Source organism: Nostoc sp., assembly GCF_036919575.1.
GTDB lineage: Bacteria > Cyanobacteriota > Cyanobacteriia > Cyanobacteriales > Nostocaceae > Nostoc.
Genome location: NZ_JBALBY010000065.1, coordinates 1 through 16,748 on the forward strand (window position 1 = coordinate 1; position 16,748 = coordinate 16,748).

The following is a 16,748-nucleotide window of genomic DNA, read 5'->3' on the forward strand; positions in this document are numbered from 1 at the left end:
GAACTGGATTTTTTTCCCCCCTTTATAAGGGGGGATTAAGGGGGGTAAAACGCCTGTGGGATAAGCGTTTGGGCTTAAGTTGACACCAATGAGCAATGCTGTGCCCCTACCGCGTGGTCTATTTACCTGAAAATAGCTGTAATGGAGTTAAAAGGCTCGTCATCCAGTTCAAAGACTCGTTAACGGAGTTCAAAGGTGGATTCATCCAGTTCAAAGACTCATTAACGGAGTTCAAAGGTGGATTCATCCAGTTCAAAGACTCATTAACGGAGTTCAAAGGTGGATTCATCCAGTTCAAAGACTCGTTAACGAGTATCAAAGGTGGATTCATCCAGTTCAAAGACTCGTTAACGAGTATCAAAGGTGGATTCATCCAGTTCAAAGACTCGTTAACGGAGTTCAAAGGTGGATTCATCCAGTTCAAAGACTCGTTAACGGAGTTCAAAGGATGAACAAGCATTAAAATTGCAATACGCTTAGAATAAGTCATTTTTATCGCCCCGATCTCCTTACCTCCTGCCTTCTTCACGCTCATATCAGTTTTGCTTTGAGGAATAAAGCCATGACTCAAGCCTTACGCAAACTAGTTACATTCGATGAATTTGTTGCTCAATACCCAGACAACCCACAACGGCGTTATGAACTGCATGATGGAGTAATTGTTGAGATGGCACAACCAGTAGGCGACCATGAAGAGGTCGTTGGATTTTTAGTTAGAAAACTTAGTGTTGAATTAGACCGATTAAATCTTCCCTATCTCATCCCAAAAGCAGCATTCGTCAAACCACTTGAAAACGAATCAGCTTATTCACCAGATGTCCTTATATTAAATCAGCCTAATTTAGTAAACGAACCTCTATGGAAAAAAGCATCTACTGTAAGCTTTGCCGCATCTATTCCTTTAGTGGTGGAGATAGTGAGTACTAATTGGCGTGATGATTACCATAAAAAATACGCTGACTATGAACAAATGGGAATTCCTGAATACTGGATTGTGGACTATGCCGCATTGGGCGGTAGGGAATTCATTGGCAAGCCAAAACAACCTACTATCTTGGTTTACTGTTTGGAAGAAGGTGAGTATCTTATTAGTAAATTTCGAGGTAATGAGCGTATCCAATCACCAACTTTCCCAGAGTTGAATTTAACCGCAGAACAAATTTTTCGCGCTGGTGTGGTCAGCTAAATTCACGGTGTCTATTAAAATTACATCAGGAGTCAGAATTCAGGAGTCAGAATTCAGGAGTCATATCATGTTCGGGCAATTAAGCATAATACCCGGAACCCCACCCCGCCAAAGCTGCGCTTTAGCTCCCCTCCCGAAGAGCGGGGAGGGGTTGGGGGTGGGGTTCTTTTATTATGGGTATGCTAGCGGACATGATATCAGAAGGGAACCCACGCGCAATTGTTCACGCCGACCTACTTAAAATTATGTCTAATGACGCAATTATTCAATCTGAATTATTGGATTACAAAGCGGATAACGAGCAAAACCTCGGTCAGATTCTCACTGTACAAGAATTAAGTCTTCTAAACGATCGCTCCAACACCAAGGGGCTAGTTCAACTAGTTTTTCATCTCACTGTTATGAGTTGCAGTGGCTACTTGTGGTCAACAAACTTTGGTAATTGGTCGGTAGCTATACCAGCACTGGTAATCTACGGCTTCAGTCTGGCTTCGATGTTTGCACCGATGCATGAATGCGTTCACAGAACGGCTTTCGCTAACAATCGTTTGAATGATGCTGTGGCTTGGTTTTCCGGCTTGCTCTCATTTTATAACAGCACTTTTTTTCGTCGTTATCATAAGTGGCACCACCGTTATACTCGCGTTCCTGACAAAGATCCAGAACTAACCGATCTCAAACCGAGTAACCTGGGTAAATACTTGTTGATAATTAGCGGTTTACCGTGGTGGTGGGGTAAAGTAAGTGGGCATTTTCAGATTGCAACTGGTCAATTTGACGATTGTCCATTTGTGTCAGAAGCAGCACGAGCCGAAGTTATTCGTTCTACACGATGGCAATTAAGTATTTATGCAGGTGCGATCGCTATCTCAATTCTAGTTGGTCAGCCTTGGTTTTTCCTCTATTGGCTGCTGCCCCTGTTTGTCGGTCAGCCAATTCTCCGTTTTATTCTACTGGCAGAACATACAGGTTGCACTCTTGACGCAAATCTGCTCACAAATACCCGCACAACGCTCACACTCTGGCCTGTACGATTTTTCATGTGGAATATGCCATTTCATGCAGAGCATCATTTGTACACATCAATTCCGTTCCATGCCCTACCAAAATCACATCAGCAATTGAGCAAACACTTTACCCACATTGAACCTGGCTATCTGAAAGTCAACAGGGATATCTTGACTAATTTGTAATTGGGCATTGGGCATTGGGCATTGGACATTGGACATTGGGCATTGCTTATTTTCCTCATCCCCCTCATCTTCCTCATCCCCCCACTCCCCACTCCCCACTCCCCACTCCCCAATATAGACATGATAAAAATGCTAACTGAAAACTTGATGGGAATTGAAGCAAGATTACAAATTAATTGGGTTTGGCTAAATGCCAGCTTACAGTTTGCTAGTTGGGGACTCTTTTCACTTTTACTCGCTGAGGTCTTGAGAGACAGTTACCATGCTTTGTGTCACCAAGTCAATTGGCTTGCTAAATGGCACAACAAGCACCACATGGCCTATCGCCGGGATTTATCGATAGTTTCCCTGAAAGTTTATCAAGAATCCCAGCTCTATCACGACATTTTCGAGTCGAGTCTACTGCTGGTGGTATTGGTAGTCATTGCCTTAATTGTCCAACAAATGGGGTTATGGCTGGGAGTAGCTTATGCTTGCACCTTCTTGTATGGCGCATCTGTGCGGTATTTCCAGGGAAAAATTGATACAGACTATAACCACCTACCGGGACCTTTAGAGACAATTCCATCTATTTGGTGGGTGAATCGGTCTTATCATTGGCGGCATCATTTTGATGATGTCAACGCTTACTACAGTGGTGTCTTTCCCTTAGTGGATAAAATTCTTGGCACAGGACTATCTCTCAAGGGCAAAACCGTCGCTTTAACCGGAGCATCAGGAGCGTTGGGACAAGCGTTAGCGGCTGAACTGGTAAAAAATAATGCTAAAGTTGTCGCATTAACCACTAATCCAGAAAAATTAGTAGAGCAAGTTGGCGTGAAGGTGGTTCCCTGGCAGTTGGGCAATGAAGCCAATCTGAGGGATAGTTTAGAGAAAGTAGATATTTTAATTATCAACCACGGAGTGAATGTCTACACCAGCCGCACACCAGAGGCTATCAACTCCTCCTATGAGGTGAATACCTTTTCAGCATTGCGGTTGATGGATATATTTTTGACAACTGTAATAGGGCCACAAGCAAAAGCAACGAAGGAAATTTGGGTAAACACTTCTGAGGCTGAAGTTTCTCCGGCGCTGAGTCCGCTTTATGAACTCAGCAAACGAGCGCTAGGAGATATTGTGACGCTGAAGCGATTGGACGGGGATTGTGTAATTCGTAAGTTAATTCTTGGCCCTTTTAAGAGTCAACTTAATCCTTATGGAGTAATGTCTGCACAGCAAGTTGCTCGTGGTATCTTATTTTTGGCACGGCGAGACTTCCGAAATATTATTGTGACGATAAATCCTCTTACCTATCTGCTGTTTCCCTTAAAGGAAACTAGTACATGGCTATACTATCGAGTTTTTAGCCGAACAGTGAAAAGTTAAGATGCGTTATGGTACTGGTTTAGGGCTAGCGATGCCTGGGTTGGGCTGTTCGGTGACGGATATCAGATTATGGTAGAAAAACATCAGGGTAAATCTACTTGCTAATGTGAGTTAAATCGAGGTAGGTTTTGGCAAGCTTTTTGAGAATAAAGGGAGAAACAAACTTATGGGACTTTTCGATCAAATTCTTGGCGCGATCGCTAATCCTAATCAACAGGGCAACTTAGGTCAACTAGGAAGTATTGTTAACACTGTACAGCAGTTGAGCGATCGCTCTGGCGCAGACCCGTCTACCATCCAATCAGTTTTGTCAATTGTAGGTGGTCAAGTGCGTTCTGCTTTACAAGACAAGCAAGCTACAGATGGTAATGAAGCCACACAAACTCTAGTGAATCAATATGCTGGTACTTCACCTAACCCCGAAGCCGTCGATTCGCTGTTTTCTCCTGACACACAACAGCAGGTAGCTGAAGTTGCTGCCCAGCGCACTGGATTGGATGCTGGTATAGTTCAACAATTGCTGCCTTTAGCAGTACCTTTGGTGCTGAATTTTTTACAATCAGGTGCAAATGCTCAGAATCCCCAAGCTGGCACAAATCCAGTATTGAATTCCTTCTTGGATGCTGATGGCGATGGTGATGTCGATATCGCTGATGCCATCCAGATGGCTAGTCGGTATATAAGATAGTAACAGTTCCTAACTCCTAACTCCTAACTCCTAACTCCCCTACTTGCTACAGACGCGATTAATCGCGTCTCTACCCACTCCCCACATAAATCAGACAGTCTATGTCTAAATTTTTTGACTGTATTACTGAGGAACTGCAAGACTTCATTGCAGCCCAACACCTTTTCTTTGTTGGCTCTGCACCCTTGAGTTCTACGGGTCATGTTAACATGTCTCCTAAAGGTTTAGGCTGCTTTCGCATCCTTTCTCCCCACCGAGTAGGTTACGTAGACCTTACAGGCAGTGGTAACGAAACATCAGCTCATTTGCAAGAAAATGGGCGGATAACCTTCATGTTTTGCGCCTTTGAGGAACCCGCGTGTATCTTGCGTCTTTACGGTCAAGGAAGCACGATTTTACCGAGTTCTCCAGACTGGAACTCTTTGTACTCGATGTTTTTGCCGATACCTGGAACTCGTCAAATTATCGTCGCTGATATTGAAAAAATACAGACTTCCTGTGGTTTTGGCGTACCACTCTATGAATATCGAGGTCAGCGCCAGACTCTAGTAAACTGGGCTAGTAAAAAAGGCGAAGAGGGAGTTCGAGAATATCAACAGCAGAAAAATCTCGTCAGCATTGACGGTTTAGCGACACCACTGAGTAAATTACCTTAAATTTGAATAAAAGAACCCCACCCCCAACCCCTCCCCGCTCTTCGGGAGGGGAGCTAAAGCGTAGTTTTGGCTCTTTGGGGTTGCGGGTATTATGCTTAATTGCCCGAACATGATATTAAGCCTAACCCACTGCCTAAGAGTTAACAATTCAAAATTTAATTTTGAATTTTGAATTTTGAATTGTTAAGACCCTTTCGGGTTGGTGTCACCACCAATTATTGCTTGGAACAAGTTTCCTAGTAAAAAGAAAAACGCCGAAACTAACACTACCAGCATTAAACTAGCAAGGGCAGCAAAGGGAGAGATGATGAATAAGAGTAAGAGTGCAAACATCAAAATCGTTAGTAATGTCTTATTCATGTTTTTTCACCTTTAATAGTTGCTATACTACAAGCTAACCAACTAAGTCATGACTTTGACCACAGTCCATAGAAGGAATTAGTCTTAGAGGTTGTTTGAAAAGTCCTCTTCTTGGTAGCAAAACGTTCTAGATCCCCCTAAATCCCCCGATAAATTGGGGGACTTTGATTCGGGTTCCCCCCTTTTTAAGGGGGGTTAGGGGGGATCTAGAAGTGCCTAAAATCACAACTAAATACTTTTCAAACACCCTCTTAGTTCTCTGGTAAGATTTTGCAAGCAAATTGAGTGCCATAGTTTAATTTCTAAATCAACAATCTGTCACCTGCCCTCTGTTAGACTTAATCTGTCCGCGCTTACTTTTGTAGTCAAGGCGCTTTCTTTGAGAACTGCGAGTCGGTTTAGTGGGTTTGCGTTTTCTCGTCACTACAACTGCGCTTTGAATCAGTTCTTGAAGTCGTCTCAACGCTGACTCCCGATTGTTCTCTTGGCTTCGGTGTTCCTGCGCTTTGATTACGACAACTCCTTCTTGGGTAATGCGTCGATCATTCAGCTTTAAAAGCTGTTGTTTATAATAATCTGGTAATGATGAAGTCACAATATTGAAACGCAAGTGAATCGCAGTGGAAACCTTATTCACATTTTGGCCTCCCGCTCCTTGCGAACGAATCGCACTAATTTCAATATCACTCTGTGTGATAATAACTTTGTTGGAAATTTGCAGCATTACTCACAAGGCAAAAGAGGAACTTTTCAATTTGGGATAAAAATCCTTTACTCGGTTTGTTCGGGAAAATCTCTTACTACATCTTGGTCTTCATTGTTATTTAAATCCACCTCTAAAGTCTGTCCTTCTATTGTTACTTTATCACCCGGTACTAGTCGCCGCCCTCGTCGTGTTTCCAGCATACCGTTTACTTGGACATCGCCACCTTGAATCATCAGCTTGGCTTGGCCTCCAGTTGGTACTATACCCATCAACTTTAAAAATTGATTTAACTTAATTGTGTTGTCTCTGATTTTCTTCATCGTAAATAGAACTACATCACCTTAATTGTATCGTGGCGTTATCAAGGCAAAGCCAAAACTCTTTTAAAACCTCGTTTCCAGGCAGAGGCTAGCAAATGCTGCTCATTGCGATTCTACCGCGAGTAAGGGAGGCAGAGCCTCAATGAGGGACATTCCCAGTCGGAGACTGGGAACGAGACAACGAACCACAGAGGCGCAGAGAACACAGAGAGAAGGAAGAAATGCTTAACTGAACTGTATTGGAATAGTCCGTCATAGCGATCGCTCTCACAAAAACTGTAATACCAGTTTATTAATCTATAATGTTGATTGACAAAACTGCCAGATATAGGTGAACAAACTAGTCTGGAAGGTTCTTTTAGTGTGTTCAGGTGACTGGATCTATGATTAAGCTTGGTTTATTGGTACAGTCCCAGAATAACTATTTGGGTATCGGAAAAGTTACGGAAATATCTGATACCGATGCAAACGTTGAGTATTTCTGCTCCATCGGGCAACGTCTCCAAAAAACTTTACCTTTAAATTCACTCTCTCAAGTCAAGCTTGAACCACAAGCTCGATGCTATATCAAGTCCCAAACTCAGGATAAATGGCTAGTTGGCAGAATTTTCATCTGGGATGAAGATACAGAAATGTATCAAATTGATTTACCAGATAAGAAAACTGCAATTGTTACTGAAGAAGAAATTTACGTTCGTTGCAATTTACCCAACACTGACCCCATCCAAACTCTGGCGATGAAGGGTCACGAAACGCCCTACTTCCACGACAAAAGATTGGCTTTCGTGAAATCCTTGATTCAGCAACGCGCTGTCAGTCGCGGGATGACGGGACTGATTTCGGCAAATATTAATCTTTATCCTCACCAAGTTGAAGTAGTGCGGCGGGTACTGGAAGACCCAATTCAACGCTACTTGCTAGCAGATGAGGTGGGACTCGGAAAAACCATCGAAGCGGGTGCGATTCTGCGTCAATTCCTCCTCGATGAACCAAAAAAAGGTGCGGTGGTCATAGTTCCGCAATATTTGCTCAAACAATGGCGGACTGAGTTAGAAAACAAGTTTTACATCTCCCATTTTCCCAAACGGGTAGCGGTGCTGGCGGTTGAAGATATCCATAAAATCAACCTGAAAGCGAAGATAGGCTGCTTAATTTTAGATGAAGCCCATCACATCGCAGCAATGGCAACCTCTAAGGATGCAGCAGTTCGCCAGCGTTTTGAGACTTGCAAAAATATTGCTCATAAGAGCGATCGCTTACTTTTATTATCCGCTACTCCAGTTCTCAATCATGAGCAAGATTTTCTGGCGATGTTGCACTTGCTCGACCCGACAACCTATAAACTTGATGATTTAGCAGGTTTTCGCACCAAAGTTGAAAGCCGTCAGGAAATTGGTAAACTTCTGCTTTCTTTTAAAGAAGGTGCAGAGCCTCTGGTTCTCAAAAGCAACTTGCAGCAATTGCGAAACCTCTTTGCTGAGGATAAGTATTTACTGAAGCTGGCGGATGATTTAGAAAAAGCAAATTCTAGTAACCAAGAGCAAATCGTCCAGGCGATTCGCGTCCACGTCAGCGATACTTATCGACTACATCGGCGAATGCTTCGCAACCGTCGCGCTGCGGTGGAAGATGTGATATTTGACCGCAATTTTACGCCGAAAGAAGAGTATGATTTAGACGAGCGATCGCCTGATATTCACGAACTGATCAATCAATGGCGTAGTGTTGCTCCTCATGAAAAGCAGTATCAGCGAATTTTTCTCTTGTTATTCCTAGCTTCTGGTACTTGGTTAGGCATTTTAGAGCAGGTAATTGCCGCCCGTTTAAGTGGTAAACCTGATTCTAAACTCATCGAGGAGTTTAAAGAAGATGATCTTCGCCTATTAACTACAACCCCCAAATTTTCAGGGGAAGAAGAGATTCTACAATCCTTACTAAAAGTTATTCGTCAACCTCAAGAGGACGGAGAACGGACGGAAAATTTGAAAACTCTGCTGCTGAATCAGCTAGGTACTTACTTCAAAATTCCCGCAAACATTCGGAAGAATCAAAACGAATTCCTCACCAGAATACAGCAGAGAATTCGCAGGCCAATTACTGGCGATATTCTGCCCAAATTTATTGTATTTACCAGTTTTGTGCAAAGTTGTGCCGAAATTGTCCGGTATTTGTCTAATATCTTTGGTGTAGAGACAGTAGCCAGCCATCAATTTGGGGAATCACCAGACAAGGTTGAAGAAGGCATAAATAGGTTCAAGAATAACCCCAACTGCTTTATTTTAGTATGCGATCGCTCTGGAGAAGAAGGACGTAATCTCCAGTTTGCCGATTGGTTAATTCATTTTGACCTTCCTTGGTCGCCGAATCAATTAGAACAGAGAATTGGCAGACTTGACCGCATTGGCAGCAAAATTGGTATCCAATCTAGTGCCTTGATTGGCCCCTATTTAGAAGATAGCCCTCACAATGCTTGGTATAAAGTATTAAAAGATGGATTTGGTATTTTTCAACAATCAATTGCCAGTCTACAGTTTTATGTCGATGAGAAACTTGCAGAATTAGAAACAGTTTTGTTTGAATCAGGTGCGGCTGGATTGTTAGAGATGATTGAGCCAATTCAGTCGCAAATTGAAGCGGAAATAGTGAAAATTAGCGAACAAAATACTCTAGATGAAATTGACGCTAACGATGAAATTGCAACCCAGTATTTTCAAGATTTAGATAATTACGATGCTCGTCATCTAGAAATTAAGCGAGCAATTGAAGGCTGGATTTGTGACGCGCTAGGATTTAGGGGACAAAATAACCCAGATTCATCAGAGATGCGACGTTATCAACCGACAACGCGTACTTTGGTGCCCATAAATGAGTTAAAAAACCGTTTTGCTGATAGTTCTTTAGACCAATTTGGTACTTATAATCGTCGGGTAGCAAATCAGAATTCTGGGATTAAACTTTTTCGGATTGGGGAAGGATTTGTAGAAGCGCTCTTGAACTATATAAACTGGGATGACCGAGGTGAAGCCTTTGCGATGTGGCGCACTGATGCATCTTGGGATGCTAAAGAAGGGAAGGAGTGGTTCGGTTTCCAATGCAATTATGTAGTCGAAACAAATTTAAAAAATGTCAAACAAGTTTTAATCGATTACAAACTAGATAATTCTCAATTCAAAATCTTGCAGCGACGTGTTGATGCTCTATTTCCGCCAATTATAGAAACTATCTATGTTGATGGTCGCAATGAGCAAATACGTGTTGTTGAGGATAAAGCACTCTTAAGTATTCTGCAACGTCCATATAAAGATAAAAACAATAATCAAGGACGAGATTACAATCTAGCAAAAGAACGCTTAGGAATTATTGACGATTTTGTTGACCCTAGTAAATGGCAAAACTTTTGCTATCAAGTGCGTAACACTTCTTCGGAATTGCTCTCCAATCGTCCAGATTTTATTGACTTATGCCAAAGTTGTGCTGAGGTTGCCCAAAAGAAATTAGACAATCGAGTAGAACAATTACGCCTGCGCTTGAACCAGCAAAGTTGGGATAATGCATTAGCTGAAGAATTGAAGATAGAAACTGCTTTAAATGCAGCCATTCTAGAGGGAATTCGTCAGCCGCTTCTGAGGCTTGATTCTGTCGGTTTCATTATTGTATCGGGGCGATCGCTTGGGCAATTTGAGTGATAAGCTGTTGCGTATTTAATTTGTATATTGGACGCGGGCAAGATGCCCGCACTACAATATTTTTGGGTTTTCGTGTTATACAATTTAGCTGCACATCAACTTATTATCTGCGGATAAATGGCCATAATATCCGCGCTAAACCCACCGGCAAAAAGGGGTGAGGTGGGTTTTTATTCTCGTTATCGTTCGCGCTTGCGGTTAAATTAGTGTAAGCAGTTGACAATTGCAGCTGAAACTCGTGATTTAGTTATAATATGTAGCCTAACGCCTTTGCTTATTTCTACTCAGTAAAGGAAGGCAGCATTATGTTAGTCATGCATAAAGTATGGAGATTCAGATAGTTCTTTACATTTATTCATTTCCTTCGTATCTGCGGGAACAGCCACGAGTTAAAATTGGCAGAACTTCTGGCAGTATTGATGCTGATCTTAAAGAATTAGCATTGCAGCGTATACGTGGACAGATTAGAACTTCACATCCAGAAGAACCTAAATTGTTAGGTGCAGTCAAAGTTCCGGGCGAGTGGGTGGAAACAACAATTCATTCCCAATTGAAAAATCAGGGATATCATATTTCAGAAGCACCTGGGATCGAGTGGTTTAAGTTTCCCAATCAAAAAGAATTACAGGATTTCCTAGATAGGATTTATCGAGCTGTAATCATTGATGATTTCTCAGAATTAGGTGGGGGACGAAGAGATATTGAAGGAGACTCATTCGATTCTATCGTTTCTGCATTTGGGGTAAGAAAGCTTAGTGGCAGCGAGTTTAGGCGTGAGATCGAATTAGTCAAAGTCCTTGATGATGAACTATCTCCGCTTTATCCAGGCTTTCCTCAATGGTTCGATAGAACAATGAGCAGTTCAGATGCTGTTTTTAACGTAGCTTATAGAGATAGACAGGCTATTGGAGTTGCTATTTGGAAGCCGAAAGGGAATGGAATAGCTAAACTATCAACTCTTTTTGTTACTGATAATTATCGACGTAGTGGTATCGGAAGAAACTTAATCTTAACTTGTTTTGAGCAATGGAAATCAGAACGTATTAGAAGAGCCTTTGTTACCACAGCCAGAGTCGAACTCGTTAAATTCTTTGAACGTTACGGGTTCTGGGTAGAAGGCATAGGGCGTGAAATATACGAACGTGAAGGTCATCAACCGGAATGGTTCTTAACGAAACTATTCTTTTATGAATCTGATAAGAGTAGTTTAGACGCAATAAATAAGGCAAAGATTCTATTTCCATCAATAATATCGACTTCTTATAATCCTGCGGGTAGAGAAGAAGTTGAACAAATTCAGTTTAACGATGCAACAGTTCGGCTAAGTGCTTCTAATGGTAGTTTAATTAACCAATTCTCTCTTGATTCTTGGCTCAACTTGACTTATCCAGCAGAGTCAGTCTACACTCCTCAAACAGCTTATGTTATACCAATTCGCCCTCAATTCTTGATTCAGATATTTCAAGCTGGCAAGACGGTTTACTATGGACGATGTAGTTGTAAACAAGATGACATGAGAGGATCATTAATATTGTTCTATGCCAGCCGTCCTATATCTGGTATAGTAGCGATCGCCAGAATTGTTAATCGATACATTGGAACACCCACTAAACTGTATAGTGATTTAGGTATGAAGGGTGTTCTCACCTTAGAAGAGATCGGTAGTGAGGAACAAGAACGGCACGCTGTTGAGTTCGATTTCCTAATGCCACTTAGTCAAGTAGTTCATCTAAATGACTTACTTAGCAATGGTGTTCTCAATGGGCCACCGCAAACAATGCACAGCCTTCGTATAGAACGTTATAGAATAGCCGTTAAACTTGGAGGTCTTTATGCAGGTTAAACACATCAAAGCTCTAAGCATCAAGCGAATTTACGCTGAACGTATTATTGATGGTAGTAAAAAAATCGAGTTGCGAAAACGTTCAATTGGGATTGAATTAGGTGATCTAATTCTTTTGTACGAAACAACACCTGATTCTATTATAAAGGGAGGTTTTGTTGCTGATAAAACTATATCCTTACCTGTCTCGAAGATGTGGAGTAAGTATCACCACATTCTGGGAGTAGACAAAGAGTTCTATGATATATATTTTGAAAACTGTGAATTTGCATACGGTACTTTTATATATCAAAGCTTTCTTTTCCCTTCAATTTCTCTGAAACAAATACACGAAACTTGTCCTAATTTTACACCACCACAAGCCACAATCAACTGGCGTCATGATTGGTACATTAAGTCCGAATGGATTGATGCACTTAATAAGGGAAGAAATCAGTTAATGCAGGAAGGGAGACTAAGTGAACAGTTGAGTTTATTTGCATTGCAATAAGAGAGCCTATTAATTTTATTCGACTTTCGGCGCTAAATAAAATGATTGCGTGGTCAAGTGTGTAAAGTTGACGGGTCAGTAAATCGTTGTGTAAATTTAAAAATCATCATTTTTGTTGTTTTTTAATAAATAAACAATATGGTAAAAGGGAAAATAATTTTCGTCGGTGGAGTGCATGGTGTTGGTAAAACAACCCTTTGTAAAAAGATAAAATCAAGATTTAATATCGAACATTTTTCAGCGAGCAATCTGATTGCCAGAGAAAATGCAGAGGAACATGTTCGTAACAAACAAGTTGAGAATATTGCTGAGAATCAAGACATTCTAGTAAAAGCGATAAGCAAGTATTTAAAGAATGACAACACGTATTTAATTGATGGGCATTTTTGCCTCTTAAACAAGGATAATGAAATCACTAAAATTCCATACTCAACATATGAAGGCATTTGCCCTAGTGCTATTATTCTTTTAGTTGACGAACCTGAAAATATTTATACTCGTTTAAGCTCAAGAGATAGTATTAAACATAATCTAGCTCTGCTCCGCTCTTTTCAAGAACAAGAAATTTATTACGCTGAGTACATCAGGGATAAATTAAACATTCCCTATCTAATGTGTAATGCTAGTAAGTGCGAGGACAAAATATACACTTTTATTGAAGGTCTAGTGGCTCAAGGAGTATCGGAATGAGAATTTCCTCAGCCTTAGTATAATGAAACGTTCAAATCGCCTTGCTTGGATGGGAGCGATCGCACTCGCTGCGATCGTTTTACTTAGTTTGTTCGCGGCTCCCAATAATACTAAAATTAACAGTGGCTCTACTTATAACCGCGCCCCCGATGGCTATGGTGCTTGGTATGCTTTTATGCAACAGCAGGGAATTTCTATCAAGCGCTGGCAAAAGCCTTTTAGTGAGATTCAGCCAGAGAACAGCCCAATTACCATCCTACAGGTAGGCGGCTATCCAAGGGAGACTATACTCGATAGTCAAGAGCGTGAATGGATAGAAAAAGGGAATACTTTGGTAATTTTGGGTACAGGGGCGCGGGTTACAGAAGCGCAGTTTAGCACGATGCAAAAATCCGCCCAAGGTGATATCAAAATTGATACACGTAGACGATATAAGAAAGCTAACTCTAAGCAAGTTGATTTAGGCGATCGCTTTGGTGCTATTGTCTGGGAAGAAAATTACAAACAAGGAAAGGTGATTTTTTCTACCACTCCTTATTTAGCCGCCAACGCCTACCAAGATAATTTAAGTAATTTCAAGTATCTAGCCAATTTAGTAACTGAAAAAGGTAACACAGTATTTGTCGATGAATACATCCACGGCTATAAAGATGCCGATGTCAGGAAGAAAGAACGCGAAGGAGATTTATCTAGTTTTTTTGCTAAAACTCCCTTATTTCCAATATTAGTGCAAGTAGGTATCTTGCTATTGGTGCTAATTTGGGCGCAGAATCGCCGTTTTGGTAAGCCAGTAGCTTTAGATACACCAGTTGTAGATAACAGCGAGGCATACATCCAAGCTTTAGCGGGAGTGTTGCAGAAAGCTGAAACCGCCGACTTTGTTGTACAGATGGTGGGTAAACAAGAACAACTACAACTCCAAAAAGCCTTGGGATTAGGGCAAGTACTTTTAGAACCTCAAGCCTTAATCAATTTCTGGATAGAAAAAACAGGCGCAAGTGCAGCAGAACTAAATGCAGTTTTAAAGCTACAATCTCGCAAACAACCCATCAGTGAACAAGAGCTGTTAAGCTGGTTGGTTAAATGGCGAACCATTAGATTAATTCGTAATTCGTAATTCGTAATTCGTAATTAATTTTTTGGAATTATGCATAATAGGACTTACGCACAAGAGATCCCCCAACCCCCTTAAAAAGGGGGCTTTTAAGGTTCCCCCCTTTTTAAGGGGGGTTAGGGGGGATCTAGGTTTCAGGTTTTGAGTGCGTAAGTCCTGCATAATATTTGTGCGTTGGTTATTTAGGGACTTCTAAATAAAAAAATATCCCCAAACTGACGCAAAAATCCTCTCTATTTCTCCTCTCTCTGTGTTCTCTGCGTCTCTGTGGTTCGTTTATTTAGAAATCCCTTATCAATAAAAAAATATGAGCGAAACCCATCCTATCTTAATTCGCCTTGGTCAAGGTCTTAATCAAGTAGTTGTCGGACAATCTAGCCTAATACAACAAGTCTTAGTAGCACTACTAGCGGGTGGACACATAATTTTGGAAGGAGTACCGGGAACTGGTAAAACCCTTTTAGTAAAAGTGTTGGCGCAGTTAATCCAAGGGGAGTTTCGCCGGATTCAACTAACACCAGATGTCTTACCTTCAGATATTACTGGTACAAATATTTTTGACTTGAATAGCCGCAATTTCACTTTGAAAAAAGGGCCAATATTTACCGAAATACTGTTAGCAGACGAAATTAACCGTACTCCTCCCAAGACACAAGCGGCGCTATTGGAAGCGATGGAAGAGATGCAGGTAACACTGGATGGTGAAAGTTTACCCTTACCAGATTTATTTTGGGTGATTGCAACCCAAAATCCCCTGGAATTTGAGGGGACTTATCCTTTACCAGAGGCGCAGTTGGACAGATTTTTATTTAAGCTGGTGGTAGATTATCCCGATTTAGCTGCCGAAAAGCAAATGTTACTTAATCGTCAGGCGGGTTTTGCAGCACGGCGTTTGGATATTAACCGGTTGAAACCAATCGCAACAGTAGCCGACATTTTGCAAGCCCGCCAAGCAGTCAAAGAAGTTAAAGTATCAGAAGCGATCGTTGATTATTTGTTAGCGTTGGTGAGAACATCGCGTCAATATCCTGATTTAACTTTGGGTGCATCGCCTCGCGCCGCCGGTGCTTGGTTGCAGACATCTCAAGCCCTAGCGTGGTTAGCTGCAAGAGATTTTGTCACACCAGATGATGTTAAAGCAGTTGCATCGCCACTGCTACGTCATCGCCTGATTTTGAAACCAGAAGCGATGCTGGATGGTTTACAAATTGATGCGGTAATTGCGTCGGTAATTAATCAAGTTCCAGTTCCCAGGTGAAAAAATTCTTTGTAAGAGTTTAATACATAACTTAACATCGCTACAACTCTTACTCCGTAACTACTTGGGTTCACGTCGTCGGGTGGCTTTTCATGAGTATTTCTACTGCATTGCCTACAGATCAATTGGTGCAAGCGATGTTCAATCACGATCAGTTCAATTGAGAGTTATGGTATTGCGCTATAACTTTATCGGACGTAATCAAGCCACTTGACATCCTCTCCGCCGTTCTACGGCGAAGATTCCCAAACCTCACGATTTAGGTTTCTGCTTCTTAGCACCTGCCTCCACCAAGAAAGGAGTTTATGGTCTTATGGTCGCTCCACAGACTATCCCCGCAAGAGAAGAGCGGTTCTTATGCGTCGTTCCTCAACAAAAAAATATTTGTTGTTGCTTGATTCAAGGGTTGGACTGTCCATTGCCCTGTCCTCTTTTCCCGGTCTACCGAGCTTTCTGCGCCACTGGTCTAAACCAGATTTCGTCACGTTTAGGCTGTCTGTTCCGTCTGCGTCGCGGGTGGGTCAGTGACCATCCATATTGTAATATAAAGCCGTCCTAGAAGGACGGGGTTTTAGACCCAAATTTTCCGATAAAAATATTAATGTAAAGAATGTGGTTTTAACTACGCTATTCGATTAAATTAGTAAGATAAACTTGCCTTATGTATGTCATCAAACTACTGACTTTCATTTAGGAACAAAAAAGGGATTACCAATGAGTAAAGAAGTAGTCAAAGTAATATTATGGGAAGAGAACCAAAAAGATTTTCTAAAAAAGTTCTATGATCTCCAATTTACTCCCAGAATAGGAGAGGAAGTTTACCTCAAAAAGGAGAAATGGAGAGTAACTAGAGTTGAGCATGATTTAGAAATTAGTGAGATTAATGTCTACATGGAATTAATCAAAAAAGCCAAGCAGGAGAAATCATCTAATTCCTAAATATAAGTAAATACACTTAACTTTCATAAAAAGGAGGTTATAGCGGTTCCCAGGTGCATGAAGTACATCAGATCAAAACCTCACCCCCAACCCCTCTCCGTGAGTTCGGAGAGGGGAGATGAAGCACAGCTTTATCGGGGTGAGGTTAAGCTGTACCAGGAAACGCTATATTAGCCTCCCGTAATTCTGAGAATAGATATATTGTCAAGTGTAATTTGTAAATCTTTATGCAAGCCGCGATCGCTACGACG

16 protein-coding genes are annotated in these 16,748 nt (G+C 41.4%); 12 read left to right on the top strand and 4 right to left on the bottom strand.

The annotated features are described in order from the left end of the window. Positions 1 to 118: 118 nt before the first annotated feature. Positions 119 to 490: a hypothetical protein gene (locus V7K27_RS17500; protein WP_334949337.1), complete on the bottom strand. Its 372-nt coding sequence runs from the start codon at positions 488 to 490 to the stop codon at positions 119 to 121. A gap of 72 nt (positions 491 to 562) precedes the next feature. Between V7K27_RS17500 and V7K27_RS17505 the strand changes: the two genes are divergently transcribed. From V7K27_RS17505 to V7K27_RS17525, 5 genes are all read left to right on the top strand, one after another. Next, a complete protein-coding gene (locus V7K27_RS17505) occupies positions 563 to 1,186 on the top strand; it encodes a Uma2 family endonuclease (RefSeq protein WP_334949339.1) in 624 nt (207 codons plus the stop codon). Between the two features lie 245 nt (positions 1,187 to 1,431). Beyond that, positions 1,432 to 2,379 (top strand): fatty acid desaturase family protein, encoded by a 948-nt coding sequence (locus tag V7K27_RS17510; RefSeq protein WP_334949341.1) that lies wholly within the window; start codon positions 1,432 to 1,434, stop codon positions 2,377 to 2,379. A 120-nt stretch (positions 2,380 to 2,499) separates the two neighbouring features. Further along, a complete protein-coding gene (locus V7K27_RS17515; protein WP_334949343.1) occupies positions 2,500 to 3,747 on the top strand; it encodes a bifunctional sterol desaturase/short chain dehydrogenase in 1,248 nt (415 codons plus the stop codon). A 166-nt stretch (positions 3,748 to 3,913) separates the two neighbouring features. Continuing rightward, complete coding sequence (locus V7K27_RS17520; protein ID WP_334949345.1) at positions 3,914 to 4,435, top strand: DUF937 domain-containing protein; 522 nt, start codon at positions 3,914 to 3,916, stop codon at positions 4,433 to 4,435. A gap of 101 nt (positions 4,436 to 4,536) precedes the next feature. Further along, positions 4,537 to 5,091, top strand: a complete 555-nt coding sequence (locus V7K27_RS17525; protein ID WP_334949347.1) for a pyridoxamine 5'-phosphate oxidase family protein — start codon at positions 4,537 to 4,539, stop codon at positions 5,089 to 5,091. A 183-nt stretch (positions 5,092 to 5,274) separates the two neighbouring features. Here the strand turns inward: V7K27_RS17525 and V7K27_RS17530 are convergent, their stop codons facing one another. From V7K27_RS17530 to V7K27_RS17540, 3 genes are all read right to left on the bottom strand, one after another. Next, positions 5,275 to 5,451, bottom strand: coding sequence for a hypothetical protein (locus V7K27_RS17530; protein WP_334949349.1), 177 nt, complete (start codon positions 5,449 to 5,451; stop codon positions 5,275 to 5,277). Between the two features lie 307 nt (positions 5,452 to 5,758). Next, positions 5,759 to 6,175 (bottom strand): alternative ribosome rescue aminoacyl-tRNA hydrolase ArfB, encoded by a 417-nt coding sequence (gene arfB, locus V7K27_RS17535; protein ID WP_334949351.1) that lies wholly within the window; start codon positions 6,173 to 6,175, stop codon positions 5,759 to 5,761. Between the two features lie 47 nt (positions 6,176 to 6,222). Then, a complete protein-coding gene (locus V7K27_RS17540; protein WP_334949353.1) occupies positions 6,223 to 6,477 on the bottom strand; it encodes an RNA-binding S4 domain-containing protein in 255 nt (84 codons plus the stop codon). A 383-nt stretch (positions 6,478 to 6,860) separates the two neighbouring features. Between V7K27_RS17540 and dpdE the strand changes: the two genes are divergently transcribed. The 7 genes from dpdE to V7K27_RS17575 all read left to right on the top strand — a co-directional run bounded on the left by dpdE (position 6,861) and on the right by V7K27_RS17575 (position 16,497). Then, positions 6,861 to 10,163 carry a protein DpdE gene (gene dpdE, locus V7K27_RS17545; protein ID WP_334949355.1) on the top strand — a complete coding sequence of 1,101 codons (3,303 nt, stop codon included), beginning with the start codon at positions 6,861 to 6,863 and terminating at the stop codon, positions 10,161 to 10,163. Positions 10,164 to 10,488: 325 nt separating this feature from the next. Then, positions 10,489 to 12,006, top strand: coding sequence for a GNAT family N-acetyltransferase (locus tag V7K27_RS17550; RefSeq protein WP_334949357.1), 1,518 nt, complete (start codon positions 10,489 to 10,491; stop codon positions 12,004 to 12,006). After that, positions 11,996 to 12,496 (top strand): DUF3850 domain-containing protein, encoded by a 501-nt coding sequence (locus tag V7K27_RS17555; protein ID WP_334949359.1) that lies wholly within the window; start codon positions 11,996 to 11,998, stop codon positions 12,494 to 12,496. The genes V7K27_RS17550 and V7K27_RS17555 overlap by 11 nt, the downstream gene beginning before the upstream one ends. A 138-nt stretch (positions 12,497 to 12,634) precedes the next feature. Then, positions 12,635 to 13,186 (top strand): ATP-binding protein, encoded by a 552-nt coding sequence (locus tag V7K27_RS17560; protein ID WP_334949361.1) that lies wholly within the window; start codon positions 12,635 to 12,637, stop codon positions 13,184 to 13,186. A 22-nt stretch (positions 13,187 to 13,208) separates the two neighbouring features. After that, positions 13,209 to 14,303, top strand: coding sequence for a DUF4350 domain-containing protein (locus V7K27_RS17565; RefSeq protein ID WP_334949363.1), 1,095 nt, complete (start codon positions 13,209 to 13,211; stop codon positions 14,301 to 14,303). A 304-nt stretch (positions 14,304 to 14,607) separates the two neighbouring features. After that, on the top strand, positions 14,608 to 15,558 hold the full coding sequence (locus V7K27_RS17570) for an AAA family ATPase (RefSeq protein ID WP_334949365.1): 951 nt from the start codon (positions 14,608 to 14,610) through the stop codon (positions 15,556 to 15,558). Positions 15,559 to 16,272: 714 nt separating this feature from the next. Continuing rightward, on the top strand, positions 16,273 to 16,497 hold the full coding sequence (locus V7K27_RS17575) for a hypothetical protein (protein WP_334949367.1): 225 nt from the start codon (positions 16,273 to 16,275) through the stop codon (positions 16,495 to 16,497). The last annotated feature ends 251 nt before the right edge of the window (positions 16,498 to 16,748 follow it).

Bases quoted from the DNA above. Each gene is read 5' to 3' on its own strand.
- V7K27_RS17500 (WP_334949337.1), bottom strand. From the start codon at position 490: ATGACTTATTCTAAGCGTATTGCAATTTTAATGCTTGTTCATCCTTTG.
- V7K27_RS17505 (WP_334949339.1), top strand. From the start codon at position 563: ATGACTCAAGCCTTACGCAAACTAGTTACATTCGATGAATTTGTTGCT.
- V7K27_RS17510 (WP_334949341.1), top strand. From the start codon at position 1,432: ATGTCTAATGACGCAATTATTCAATCTGAATTATTGGATTACAAAGCG.
- V7K27_RS17515 (WP_334949343.1), top strand. From the start codon at position 2,500: ATGATAAAAATGCTAACTGAAAACTTGATGGGAATTGAAGCAAGATTA.
- V7K27_RS17520 (WP_334949345.1), top strand. From the start codon at position 3,914: ATGGGACTTTTCGATCAAATTCTTGGCGCGATCGCTAATCCTAATCAA.
- V7K27_RS17525 (WP_334949347.1), top strand. From the start codon at position 4,537: ATGTCTAAATTTTTTGACTGTATTACTGAGGAACTGCAAGACTTCATT.
- V7K27_RS17530 (WP_334949349.1), bottom strand. From the start codon at position 5,451: ATGAATAAGACATTACTAACGATTTTGATGTTTGCACTCTTACTCTTA.
- arfB (WP_334949351.1), bottom strand. From the start codon at position 6,175: ATGCTGCAAATTTCCAACAAAGTTATTATCACACAGAGTGATATTGAA.
- V7K27_RS17540 (WP_334949353.1), bottom strand. From the start codon at position 6,477: ATGAAGAAAATCAGAGACAACACAATTAAGTTAAATCAATTTTTAAAG.
- dpdE (WP_334949355.1), top strand. From the start codon at position 6,861: ATGATTAAGCTTGGTTTATTGGTACAGTCCCAGAATAACTATTTGGGT.
- V7K27_RS17550 (WP_334949357.1), top strand. From the start codon at position 10,489: ATGGAGATTCAGATAGTTCTTTACATTTATTCATTTCCTTCGTATCTG.
- V7K27_RS17555 (WP_334949359.1), top strand. From the start codon at position 11,996: ATGCAGGTTAAACACATCAAAGCTCTAAGCATCAAGCGAATTTACGCT.
- V7K27_RS17560 (WP_334949361.1), top strand. From the start codon at position 12,635: ATGGTAAAAGGGAAAATAATTTTCGTCGGTGGAGTGCATGGTGTTGGT.
- V7K27_RS17565 (WP_334949363.1), top strand. From the start codon at position 13,209: ATGAAACGTTCAAATCGCCTTGCTTGGATGGGAGCGATCGCACTCGCT.
- V7K27_RS17570 (WP_334949365.1), top strand. From the start codon at position 14,608: ATGAGCGAAACCCATCCTATCTTAATTCGCCTTGGTCAAGGTCTTAAT.
- V7K27_RS17575 (WP_334949367.1), top strand. From the start codon at position 16,273: ATGAGTAAAGAAGTAGTCAAAGTAATATTATGGGAAGAGAACCAAAAA.